This is a genomic window from Embleya sp. NBC_00888 (assembly GCF_045207655.1).
Taxonomy (GTDB): Bacteria; Actinomycetota; Actinomycetes; order Streptomycetales; family Streptomycetaceae; genus Embleya.
This window is the reverse complement of sequence record NZ_CP108785.1, coordinates 1,691,178-1,702,395: the sequence shown is the minus strand read 5'-3', so window position 1 is coordinate 1,702,395 and position 11,218 is coordinate 1,691,178. Positions and strand designations below refer to the sequence as shown.

The following is an 11,218-nucleotide window of genomic DNA, read 5'->3' as shown; positions in this document are numbered from 1 at the left end:
GTCACGGGGTGGCGTTCCGGACCGTGTCGTACATCGCCCGGGTGAGGTCGCCGAAGCCGTTGGACATCAGGTAGGGGCCGTAGGCCCAGTTGGGGGTGCCGCCGTGGACGATGGCCCAGGCGGCTTCCCACCAGGGCGAGCTGCCCGTGGCGTTGGTGAAGCGGGAGGTGACCGCGATCTGGGTGCCGGTGCCGGTGGCGGGGTCGAAGTTCATCAGCCAGGGGCCGCCGCTGGAGCCGGGGGACATCGCCGAGGCCATGTCGTGGGCCGGATGGACCGTCGAGTCGTCGATGCTCGTGCCGCGGGCGTACATCAGGGACCGGCCGTCGAAACCGCGTCGCAGTGAGGGGGCGACGCCGAAGTCGGCGGATGTGGTGCCGTCGCTGTTCCTGGTCCAGTACCAGTTGCGGGTGTTGTCGGTCGGGTAGCCGAACCGGTGGAGCGAGAGCGGGTTGGCGGCCACGCCGAAGGCGATCTTCTGGCCGCCTGGAGGAGCGTGTCCTGGCCGAGGTGGAGGGCCTCGCGCCGGGCCGCGAACGCCTGGTGGCCGGCGTGCACGGCTACCTGGACGCCGGCCTGGCGACCACCGGCACCCGCGCACTGCTGGTGCAGGCCCGTACGGACCCCGACCTCTTCGAGGAGACCCGCGAACGCAACGCCCGCACCAGAGCCCTGGTCCGGCCCGAACTCGCGGTGCTGGGCTGGGATCCACCGGAGCCGATGGCGCACCTGCTGGTCGCGATGGTCTTCGACATCACCCTCGAGGAACTCGTCGACGGCCGCCGCGACGACCTGCGGGAGGCGCTGCTGCGGCTGCTCCTGCGCTGATCCGCACGCTTCGAGCCGCGCGGGGCCGTGGCCCGCCCGTGGCAAGTCGGAGCCCCGGCAGCCACATCGGCTCGCCCGCGGCGGGCATCGGCGGGATCACAGGCGGGCGAGTGAGGCGGCCGCGGCCAACGCGGCTCGTGCGGCCGGGGCGCTGCCGGAGATGTCGACGCGCACCGAGGCGAGCGTGCGGCGTCCGCCGAACAGCAGGCGGAACTCGACCGCCTCGGCCGTGACGGTCGCCAGTGGCGCGTGCCCCGCGTCCGGGAGTACCCACCGACCCCCGCCCGACCCGGTCAGGACCAGGGACACCGGGGCGTCGGCCGGCAACGGGCCCAACGCGCGCAACCCGTAGGCGATCAACTGGTCCAACCGCGTCGGCCGTACCGCCCGCAGCCCGAACAGCCGGGCCAGGTCGCCGGTGTGGATCCAGGTCTCGAAGGCCCGGTCCGCGTAGGCGTCCGCGAGCTCGGCCGCCTCCGGGGCCGCCGGCGCCGGCCGCGCGACCCGCAGGAGCCCGACCGCCTGCTCGTTCCAGATCGCGCGGGCCTGGGCGAGCGTGTGCTCGCGCAGCCGGGCGAGCACCTCGGCCGTACGCCGACCGTCCGGATCCCCGGGACCGGCTCCCGCCGCGATTCCCGACGGCACCGCCTCGGGCACACCCAACGTCGCGCACAACACGCCGTCGGTGGCGATCAGATGGGCCGGCACACCCGGCAGGTCCCAATGCCCGCCCACCGCACCCGCGTCGCCGATCACCCGATGCGTCGACGGATCCCGATCGGGCATCACCTCGTTGGTGCGCCCGGGCGATGGGCCCGGGCCGACTCGGCCCGACCGTCACGGCGACGGTGTCGGGTCCTCGTCCGGCACGCCTCCGCCGCCGAGTTCGCCGGACAGGTAGGCCGCGTCCGCGCCCATGTCGACGTACAACCGCGCCCACGCGAGGTCGGTCGCCGTCGCGGGTTTGCCGTCGCAGTAAGGCTTGCGCCCGTTCGCCGTGTAGTGCTCCAGCACGTTCAGGACCTTCGCGGTGTCGCCCTCCTCCTGCGAGGTGTACTCCGGTCCGGGTCGCGACCGCTGGTGCTCCTGGCACGTCGCCGTCGTGGGCGCGGCCTCGAACGAGGCTCGCTCCGGATTCTTGTCCTCGCCCGACCCGGTGCACCCGGCGGCGCAGGCCGACAACGCGGCCACCGCGAGCGCCGTGCCCGTCCTCGCCCTCATCCTCGTCGTCATCGGGGTCCTCACCCTCGTCGTCATCGCGACCGACTCCCTTCCTCATGTGTGCGTCGAATACGGCCGATGGGCCTCAGCCCACCGCGCGAACGGTGAACACCACGCCGACCGTGATCACGGACACGGCGGTGGCGAGCGGGAGATACCGCGACCACCACGAACCCCGCAGATGGCGGGACGTGGGTCGCAGGCGGACCAGGACCAGGCCGGCGGCGGTCAACACGGCGGCCATGCCCAGCCCGTAGGCCAGCACGAGCAGGACGCCGAACACGGTGCGCCCGAGCGCGACGGCGCCCAACAGGACGACCAGCGCGGACGGGCTGGGCACCAGGCCGCCGACGACACCCATGCCGATCAGGACACCGCGCCCGGGGCGCGTGCCGCGAACGGCCGGATCGGCTGGTGCGTCGGCGACGGCCGTTCGGTCGCGGTAATGCGAATGCGCGTGTGAGTGCGCATGCGTGTGGGAGTGGGAACGCGTGTGGGATTGCCCATGGGTGTGTCCGTGTCCGCCGTGCGCGTGTACGACCGCGTGATCGTCCCCGGCCCGACCCGCCCGCAGCGCGAATACCGCCGAGCGCAGCAGCCACACCCCGATGCCCGCCACGAGCAGCCCGCTCGCCGCCCCGAGCCACATCAGCACCCGCTCGCCGGTCAGCGACGTCGACACGCTCAACAACGTCCCGACCACCAGCACCCCGGCCGTGTGTGTCAGGGTCACCGCGGCCCCCACCGTCACCGCGTCGCGCACTCCCCGACGACGCCCGTCCGCGCCGCGCGTGGCCAGATACATCGCTATGATCGTCTTGCCGTGTCCGGGCAGGGCCGCGTGCGAGCCGCCCAGTACGAGCGCCAGCAGGACCGCGGCGACGCCCGCGCCCACGGTCAGGTGGTCCGCGCCCAGCACCGTGTCGAAGCGACGCTGCACACCCGCGTACGCACGTTCGATCACGTTCGGTGTCGATCGCCGCGCGCCCGGCACGGGTGCATCCGTGCCGGGGCGCACCCGCAGGTCCGCGCCGCGCACATCAGGTGGGGAGGACAACAAGTCCACCGGGTAGGACCGCAGTCCGCCACTCGCGCTGGTCCGGGGCACCGGGGAGGTGCCCAGCGCGACGCCCTCGCCGGAGGCGGTGATCTCGTGCCACCCGGCCCGGCCCGGGTGGTTGTCGTTCCGCACGGAGACCCGCGTGGGGCGGGACAGGTCGGCCGCCGCGCCCAACCGGCACTCCGTACGCGTGGTCGACAGGCCCGCGGCGCCCGGCACCAGCTCGGCGCCCGCCCGCAGCACCGTCCAGTCCGCGGCCGGCCGCCCGTCGATCCGCAGCCGCAAACCCTTGGCCAGACGCGGACATTCGGCGTCCGCGTGGGCCTGCAACTCGGCGGCCGAGACGTGTCCGTCGTGGTCGAGGTCGCGCCGTCCCTCCTCCTGGAGCGTGGGAATCTCCGCCTCGTCGACGAGCGCGAGGTCCTCCACCCGATCGGGACGCAGCGTCAACAGATGGGCCTGGTTGACGCTGATGTTCCCCAACGGGTGCGCCGACGCCCCGGGCGCGGCCCCGACGAGCACACCCATGGCGCCCAACAGGGCCGCACACCCGGCAACCACCCACCGCGCCCTCATCGCGCGCCTCCCGAGGTCCCGGAGGCCGCCGAGGTCCCGGTAGGTCCGGCGCCGGCCGTACCGCCGGCGTTCCCCGCGTCCGCCGCCTTCCCCGCATCCACCGACGCGGCAGCGCGGATCGCCGCCGCATGGGCCAGTACGTCCGGATCACGCCACCCGCCCGCCGTGGCCTCCACCGCGTAGGGCAGCGCCGCGTCGGCGCGCCCCGCCCGATACAGCGCCCAGGCCAGCGCGTCCGCCGTGTGCACCGAACGTCGGCGGGCCCGCTCCGCCTCGGCGCGCCGGACCGCCTCGGCCGGATCGCCGTGGTCGGCCTCGAACACCGCCCGGGCCACGTCGTCCGTCGCGCCCTGCGCCTCCTGCACGGCGAACTGGGCCGCCACGAGCCGGAACTGTTCGCGGGCCAGGTCCGCCCTCCCGGCCCGCTCGGCCGACTCGCCGTAGTGGGTCAGGTATTGGGCGATCGGCGCGGACGCGGTCACCCGGTCGTACTCGGCGAGCGCCTCGTCCACGCGTCCCAGGTCGGCCAACGCCGCGGCCCGCCCCGCACGCAAGGCGGGATCGCCCGGCGCCGTCCGCAGCCCCGCCTCGTAGGAGCCGAGTGCCCCGGCGGGATCCCCGTAACGGCGCGCCAGTTCGCCCTGCCACAACCGGCAGTACGCGACCTCGTCCCGTGTGAACGCGCCGTCGAGCGCCCGATCGAGCGCGGTGCGCGCGCCGTCCACGTCGCCACGCAACTCCAGGTCGTAGGAGGCGCGTGTGAACGCGGCCACCGACGGGCGCAGGTCGAGCATGCGCTGGATCGCCTCGGTGGCGCCCTTGGTGTCGCCGAGTTGGGTGGCGGCGTCGGCCAGCGCCCCGTACGCGGGCGCGTGGTACGGATCGGCCTCGATCGCCCGGACCGCCGACTCCTTCCCGGCGGCGAAGTCGTGGCGGGCGTTCGCCAACGCCGCGGATGCCACCAGCGCGGTCACCCGCGTCGGCGTCCCGGGCCCGGACAGCGCCGGCGCCCGATCCAGCGCCCGGCCCGCCCGGTCGTACAACGACGCGTCGCCGGTGACCCGGGCCCGTTCCACGTACGCCCCACCCAGCGCGGCCAACGCCTCTGCGTCGTCCGGCACTTCACGCAACCGCGCCTGCGCGGCGGCGATCGGGTCGGCCGGTGACGCCGGCCGCGCCCCGACCGGGGAAACCTGGCTTCCCCGGTCGGTGTCCAGTGAGCGCACGGCGACGGGAGCCGCGATCAGCACGATCCCCGCCACCGCACCCGCACCCCACACTCGCAGCGTCGGCACGATTCACCCGCTCGGCGCGTCGACGGCACGGTTGACCGGCCAGTACTCCGGCAACGCGACATAGGGGAACGTCGCCGCGAACGGCCGATTCCCGGCGTCCACCATGTCCCCGCGCGCGAGTGCCGGCACCGGTCGTCCGGTGGCCACGGCTCCCTCCAGCGCCTGGAGTTCGATGTCCACGACGTCGTCGGTCAGCCGACGCCCATTGGGGAATCCGGCCAAGTCGCCGCCGAGCACTCCGAGTCGGTTCGGCTTCGCGGTGGGCGGGATCGACATGTTCAGCCGCATCTCCTCCGCCGGCACGAACGTCTTCGGGTCCACGTCCTTGTTCAGCAGTTGCGAGTTCAGGTCGACCTGGATGGGACCGTTGGTCGCCTTCGCGATGCCGGTCAGGAAGATCTCCACCAGGTCCGCGCGCGGGCCCTGCGGGGCCTTGATCCCGTAGATCTTCTCGATCAGCCCGGGCACCTCGGGTCGGTTCACCCGGTCGACGAGCTCGGGTACGGTTCGGTCCTGGTCCGGGGTCAGCGCGTTGAACCGGTTCTTCAGCCCGGCGGGCACCACGACCTCGTTCACCAGCGGATTGCCCAATCGCGACACCTGTACGTACCGGCCCCAGTCACGGTCCTTGCCGTCGGTGACCACCACGTTCATGCCGCGCCGCGACGTCGTGCTCCACACCCCCACGACCGGGTTGCGCCCGGGGTCGTTGCGCAACGCCAGTGCCGTCTTGGGGACTTGGAGTACCAGGGTGTTCACGTTGTACCCGGCCACCGTGTCCTGCCCGACCTCCTTGAGGTTGCCGCCGTACAGCAGGTCGAAGACCCGCAGGTCCAGGAAGAACGGGTCCTCGGTCTGCCCCGCGAACACCCGCCCACCGCCCGGCAGATCGTGCAGCGCGGCGTCGCGCAGGCCCTTGTAGTCCGGCATCGACGCGGCGCCCACCCGCGAGGGCGCCACACGTCCCTGGTCCAGCAGCGTCCGCGAGTTCGTGCCGCGGATCTCCTGGAGCGTGTACCGCTGCCGGAACAGCAGGTTCTCGTCGTCCAGCGAGGTGACCGGCCCGTTGTTGTACAGGAAGGTGTCGTTGCCGCGCCGGTCCTCGTCGCGGAACGTCCAGCGGTAGGTGACGTCCGGCTTGCCGTCGCCGTCCGAGTCGATGTTGATCTCGTAGCGCGCGTCGGTGGCGAACGGATGGAAGTTCGGGCCGCCGTTGGGCTCTTGGAACGGGACGACGTTGGCCACCAGCGTGACCGTGTCCGGACGGTCGGGGCTGACGAACGCGTACACGTCGGTGTTGTCCAGTTGCGGACTGGCCGCGATCAGCGGTGCCTCGCGATGGCTGGACGCCGTGGCCGGACCGGCGTCGGTGAGCGCGACGCTGCCCGCCGCGAGCAGCGCGCCGACCGCGACCAGCGCCGCGGCGGACCGATGGCGGTGTATGTGATGGTTCATGGCGGGGTTCCCCCTCGGCATCGCACGGCATGGCCTGCCGTGACACCTCTGATTCGGCGTCGGGCGACCCGCGGTTTGCCCACGATTGCCGCAGAGGTGTAACAGCCTTGTGCGCGAACGAGGTTCGCCCCCGATCCCGCCGACAACCCGGTGGCATGCGTGGCGACGCGAGGCGTTCGGGCGCACACGCGGACGGGCCCGCGCACGTACGCCGCGTGCGGGCCCGTCCGGTGCGGGTCGGAGGTCTCGTCGTGGAGGTCTCCGGATGTGGGTTCGTTGTCCGTTCCGTCACGTCCGGCTCCGCTCGTGCACGTTGGCGATCATGCGGCGCGGTACTTGCACGGTGAGGTCCCGGCCCGGCGACGGCGCGGGGCCGCTCACCGAGGGGTCGTGACGTCCCGGCCCCGGTGGGCGGCCCCGCCGGCGTGCCACATCGCCAGGGTCGTGGGGAGCGCGAGGACGGCGCCGGTGGTCGGCACGGCGGTCAGGGCGACGTTGTTGGCGACGATGCCGCCGAACAGGGCGCCGAGCGCGATGGCCAGGTTGAACACGGACGTGTTCAGCGCGGTGGCCGCCTCGGTCGACTCCGGCGCCGACTTGAGGATCCAGGTCTGTACACCGACCGGTACACCGCCGAAGGCCAGTCCCCATACGATCATCAGGGCCGCGCCGCCGATCGGGGTGCGGCCGACGAGAGGGAAGATCGTCAGGACGGCGGTCAGCACGACGCTGATGGTCACGATGGTCACCCGGACGTCGCGGGCCGAGGCGGCACCCGCGAGGAAGGTGCCGGCGATGCCCGCGGCGCCGAAGCCCAGCAGCAGCGGACCGACCATGCCCTCGTCGATTCCCGACACGTCCTGTAGTAGGGGGCTGACGAAGGTGAACGCGGCGAAGTGGCCGCTCACCGGCAGGAATGTGGCCAGGACGCCCGCCCGCACCACCGGATCGCGAAACTCCCGCGCCAGTGTCCGTGGTTGCACGGCCTGACCGGCCGGCAGCGGGGGCAACAGGACGAACAGGGCGACGAGGACGATCACGCCGAGTCCGGCGACGGCGACGAACGCGATCCGCCAGTCGCCGAGCCCGCCGATCAGCGTTCCGGCCGGTACGCCGAGCACGTTCGCGGCCGTGGCGCCGCCGAAGACGATGGCGACCGCTCGGGGAACGGACCGCTCCGGGACCAGGCGCACGGCGAGCCCGGCCGCGAAGGCCCAGAACCCGCCGATGCCGATCCCGACGAGAAAGCGTGCGGTGAGCAGGATCGCGAAGTTGGGGGCGAGCGCCGACAGGGCGTTGGCGGCCACCATCGGGACGATCAGACCGAGCAGGGCGATCCGCCGGTCCAGGCGGCGGATCGCCACCGGCAGCAGCGGCGCCGTGGCGGAGGCGACCAGGCCGGGGACCGTCACCATCAGCCCGGCGGTGCCCTCCGAGACGTGCAGCGACGAGCCGATGAAGGGAAGCAGTCCCACGGGCAGGGATTCGACCGTGACCAGGGCGAACGTGCCGACCGCCATCGCCGCGACGGCGAGCCACCTGCGCAGCGGCACCCGCTCGGTGGCCCGAGGGGCGGGGGTGGGTGTCCGGGGCCTGTCGACGGTGATGTCGACGCCGACATCGACGGCGGTCATCGCGCTACCCCGATCGAGCGGTGCGTGGGGGGCGGGAGGATGTCCCGGGGGACGGTGGCGCCGATGGTTTGCGGGTTCATGCGTCGTCTTCCTGATGATCGTGTCGACACCGGGTGGTCGTGCGGGCACGCGGACACGGCCCCGCGAAAAGGGGAGGGGGATCGGCGTGGCCCGGGCCACGTCCTCCCGGCCGGGCCCGGAGCCGGAAGGCGTGCATGTCCCCCCTGCTGACCGCCGCCGGCGTCGACAAGGTGAGATAGTGGGTCGATCATTTAGCCGGATTCAACGATGGGGCGCGTCGATGCTCGAGCGGGTGGAGTTGGAGGCGTTCCTGACGCTGGCCGAGGAACTGCACTTCGGCCGCACCGCCGAACGCCTGCACCTGAGCACCGGCCGGATCAGCCAGACGATCCAGCGGCTGGAACGCAGGATCGGGACCCCGCTGTTCGAACGCACCAGCCGGAACGTCCGGCTGACCGCGGCCGGTCGGCAACTCCACGACGATCTGTTGCCGGTGTACCGGGAGCTGGAGGCCGGGCTGCAGAAGGCGATCGACACCGCGAAGGGTGTCGAGCACGTGCTGCGGGTCGGGTTCCTGGGGCCCGCGGTGGGTCAACTCACGCTCCACGCCGCCCGGTTGTACGCCGAGCGGCTGCCCGGCTGCCGGGTACAACCCAGGGAGCTGCAGATCTTCGACGCCCTCCCTCGGCTGCGCGACGGTGACGTGGACCTGGTGATCGTGACCCTGCCGCATCAGGAGCCGGGCATGGTCAACGGTCCGGTCCTGTTCTCCGAGCAGCGCATGTTGGCCGTGCCCTCGACCCATGCCCTGGCCGGTCGCGACACGGTCTCCATGGAGGACCTCGCCGCCGTCAAGCTGTTGCGGGCGGGGCGAACCGCGCCCGACTACTGGCGCGCGGAGCGCACACCCCAGCGGACCCCGTCGGGCGTACCGATCGAAGCCGGCCCTCCCTTCGAGACCCTCCAGGAGGCCCTGGCCCTGATCGGGGCCGGCGAGGGCGCCTTCGTGGTCGGCGCCCAGGTCACCCGCTACTACGCCCGCGCCGACGTCGCCTACATCCCCTTCCGCGACGCCCCACCGCTGGAATGGATCCCCACCTGGCTCGCCGTCACCCCGACGAGCAACATCCACGCCTTCAGCCAGGCCGCCAGGGACGCGGCCGGCCTGCTCCACCTCGCCGCCGGCACCGACCTCGGCACCTGACCCCGATCCGGGACCACGGAGCCGGCCGCGTGCGGCGGCGGCCCATCCGGCGGGGCGCGGGCGGGGGCCTGCTCGCGGCGGGGGCGGGGTGGATCGCGTAGCGTCCCGGCCATGTCGGTGGAGCGGGACCGGTGGTACGAGGGGGAGGCGACGCACGCCGGCGTGGCGGCGGCCTTTCGCGCCGTTCGGCCCGATGGCGCCGAGGCGTTGCTGGGCCGACTGCGGGCCCAGTGCACGCAGTTGTTGGGGAAGGCGCACCGAGTGCCGCCCGGGCTCCTGGACGTGGTGCTCGCATCGGGCGACGTGGAGCTGCAACTTGCCCTGGCGGAGGCGGAGTTCGCCGGGACGGCGGCGCTGTGCGCGCTCGCCCGGCTGGGTCGGCCCGAGCTGGGCCGCGCGTTGTGCACGTTCCGGCGCAACGACTGGGATCCGGCCGAGGTGATGGCGGCGGTGATGGCCGCGGCGGACCCGGCCGATCCGGGTTGGCGCGCGCCGGACGGACTCGTCCCTTGGCTCGTCGAGGGGGACCACGTCTTCCGGCACGAACTCCTGTACACCCCGTTCGGCGAGGTCCTCGCGGCCACGCTGGTGCGGATCGGCTCGCGGATGCCGCCCGATCTGCTGCTCGACCGCGTGCGCGGGCTGCGCGAGCTGGTCGGTCCGGCCGAGTTCGCGGACTTCGTGCGCCGCGCGCGGGAGGAGGACGAGCTGGGGCACCCCGGACTGCTCGCCCGGATCGACGAGGAGCCGGCCGGCCCCCCGGACCCCACGGGCCTGTGGCTACTGGCGACCCGGCGGGCCCGTACCGAGCGCGGCTCGACGGTGATCAACTGGGACCTGGTCCGAGCCGAACAGGCACGCAACCCCTGCCCGGCGTATGTCCTCACCCGACTGGTGATGGAACCCGACTGCCCCGAAGACCTCGTGCGCGAGGCGTACCGGCACGATCGCGCGGTCACCGCCCGGCTCGCCCACCGGCTGCCGGACGACCTGTCGGTGGATCCCGAACTCGAGCACGACCCCAAGTGGTGGCCGGAGTTCATCCGCCGCCGGCAGCGATACGGTTGGTTGTCCGCAGATCGCGTCCTCGCCGAGATCGCGCCCGCGGTCGACGCCCTGCGGTGCCTGGACGCGCACGAGCCCGGGAATCGGAAGGCGATCGCCGAACTGGTCGTGGTCTGGGAACGCGGCGGTGCGGACGCGGTGCGTGCGCTGCTGGACGACGTCACCCCGCCGGCGCGGCAGGGGAGAACCGCGGCTCCTCCCTTCGACGCCGAGGTGGCCCGGTACGTGCGCGAGGCGCTCGCCGAACCCGAGGGTCTCGACCGCATGCGTCGGTACGCCGCGACCGCCGGGGATCCGGCGCACGTGGTCGCGGAGATTCGCCGGGGCAGCGATGCGATCAGGTACCTGACCGACGAGGGCGTACCGATCCCGTGGCCGGAACTGGTCGCGGCGCGCGCGGTCCGACCGCTGACCCTCGGCCCCGTCGACGCTCTCGTCCAGCGGCCGGACTGCCCCCGCGAAATCCTGCTCGACGGCCTGCGATTGCGGCCGAACGCCTACACCGGAAGGGCGTCCTGGGTCCGGGACTCCATCGAGCGCGGCACCCTCACCGTGCGCGACATCAGCGCCCACTGCGCACCGGCCGGTATGGCGCTGATGCTCACTATGGGCGTACCGATCACCACGGATCCGCAAGAGCACGAACGGTGGATCGTCCGCGACCTGCGCGCGGCCGGCGCGATCGACCGACTGGGCGACTCGGTGGAGGCATGGACGATCGCGATCCGCATGCTGCCCGAGTTCCCCGGCACGCTCCTCGAACTGCTCGACACGGTCGCAGCGATCGTCGCGGTCGGGCAATGACGTGACGCGTCGGGGGCGCGGCGGAGCGTGGCAGTGGCGGCGGGCGCGGCGCCGG

The 11,218-nt window shown here is 73.1% G+C and carries 10 protein-coding genes; 3 read left to right on the top strand and 7 right to left on the bottom strand.

Annotation, left to right across the window (positions count from 1 at the left end; all coding sequences use genetic code 11):
- Position 1: 1 nt before the first annotated feature.
- The gene (locus OG948_RS41750; protein ID WP_331770197.1) at positions 2-463 is read right to left on the bottom strand and encodes a hypothetical protein; all 462 of its coding nucleotides are present in this window, start codon (positions 461-463) and stop codon (positions 2-4) included.
- Positions 464-510: 47 nt separating this feature from the next.
- Here OG948_RS41750 and OG948_RS41745 point away from each other — a divergent pair, with 47 nt between their 5' ends.
- Positions 511-828 carry a hypothetical protein gene (locus tag OG948_RS41745; RefSeq protein ID WP_331770196.1) on the top strand — a complete coding sequence of 106 codons (318 nt, stop codon included), beginning with the start codon at positions 511-513 and terminating at the stop codon, positions 826-828.
- Positions 829-924: 96 nt separating this feature from the next.
- Here the strand turns inward: OG948_RS41745 and OG948_RS41740 are convergent, their stop codons facing one another.
- The 6 genes from OG948_RS41740 to OG948_RS41715 all read right to left on the bottom strand — a co-directional run bounded on the left by OG948_RS41740 (position 925) and on the right by OG948_RS41715 (position 8,069).
- Positions 925-1,614 (bottom strand): hypothetical protein, encoded by a 690-nt coding sequence (locus OG948_RS41740; RefSeq protein ID WP_331770195.1) that lies wholly within the window; start codon positions 1,612-1,614, stop codon positions 925-927.
- Positions 1,615-1,665: 51 nt separating this feature from the next.
- Positions 1,666-2,049: a hypothetical protein gene (locus OG948_RS41735; protein WP_331770194.1), complete on the bottom strand. Its 384-nt coding sequence runs from the start codon at positions 2,047-2,049 to the stop codon at positions 1,666-1,668.
- 85 nt (positions 2,050-2,134) lie between these two features.
- Entirely contained in the window at positions 2,135-3,685 is a 1,551-nt protein-coding gene (locus OG948_RS41730) for a nickel transporter (protein WP_331770193.1), read from the bottom strand.
- Complete coding sequence (locus OG948_RS41725) at positions 3,682-4,980, bottom strand: tetratricopeptide repeat protein (protein WP_331770192.1); 1,299 nt, start codon at positions 4,978-4,980, stop codon at positions 3,682-3,684. The genes OG948_RS41730 and OG948_RS41725 overlap by 4 nt, the downstream gene beginning before the upstream one ends.
- Positions 4,981-4,983: 3 nt before the next feature.
- Positions 4,984-6,435 carry a DUF4331 domain-containing protein gene (locus OG948_RS41720; protein ID WP_331770191.1) on the bottom strand — a complete coding sequence of 484 codons (1,452 nt, stop codon included), beginning with the start codon at positions 6,433-6,435 and terminating at the stop codon, positions 4,984-4,986.
- A gap of 377 nt (positions 6,436-6,812) precedes the next feature.
- Positions 6,813-8,069: an MFS transporter gene (locus tag OG948_RS41715; RefSeq protein WP_331770190.1), complete on the bottom strand. Its 1,257-nt coding sequence runs from the start codon at positions 8,067-8,069 to the stop codon at positions 6,813-6,815.
- A 301-nt stretch (positions 8,070-8,370) separates the two neighbouring features.
- Between OG948_RS41715 and OG948_RS41710 the strand changes: the two genes are divergently transcribed.
- Both OG948_RS41710 and OG948_RS41705 read left to right on the top strand, forming a co-directional pair.
- The gene (locus OG948_RS41710; protein WP_331770189.1) at positions 8,371-9,294 is read left to right on the top strand and encodes a LysR family transcriptional regulator; all 924 of its coding nucleotides are present in this window, start codon (positions 8,371-8,373) and stop codon (positions 9,292-9,294) included.
- A gap of 111 nt (positions 9,295-9,405) precedes the next feature.
- A complete protein-coding gene (locus OG948_RS41705) occupies positions 9,406-11,163 on the top strand; it encodes a hypothetical protein (RefSeq protein WP_331770188.1) in 1,758 nt (585 codons plus the stop codon).
- Positions 11,164-11,218: the final 55 nt, after the last annotated feature.

What these genes read in the sequence shown, in the direction of transcription:
- OG948_RS41740 (WP_331770195.1), bottom strand. Translation starts at nt 1,614, where the DNA reads ATGCCCGATCGGGATCCGTCGACGCATCGGGTGATCGGCGACGCGGGT.
- OG948_RS41735 (WP_331770194.1), bottom strand. Translation starts at nt 2,049, where the DNA reads ATGAGGGCGAGGACGGGCACGGCGCTCGCGGTGGCCGCGTTGTCGGCC.
- OG948_RS41730 (WP_331770193.1), bottom strand. Translation starts at nt 3,685, where the DNA reads ATGAGGGCGCGGTGGGTGGTTGCCGGGTGTGCGGCCCTGTTGGGCGCC.
- OG948_RS41720 (WP_331770191.1), bottom strand. Translation starts at nt 6,435, where the DNA reads ATGAACCATCACATACACCGCCATCGGTCCGCCGCGGCGCTGGTCGCG.
- OG948_RS41715 (WP_331770190.1), bottom strand. Translation starts at nt 8,069, where the DNA reads ATGACCGCCGTCGATGTCGGCGTCGACATCACCGTCGACAGGCCCCGG.
- OG948_RS41710 (WP_331770189.1), top strand. Translation starts at nt 8,371, where the DNA reads ATGCTCGAGCGGGTGGAGTTGGAGGCGTTCCTGACGCTGGCCGAGGAA.
- OG948_RS41705 (WP_331770188.1), top strand. Translation starts at nt 9,406, where the DNA reads ATGTCGGTGGAGCGGGACCGGTGGTACGAGGGGGAGGCGACGCACGCC.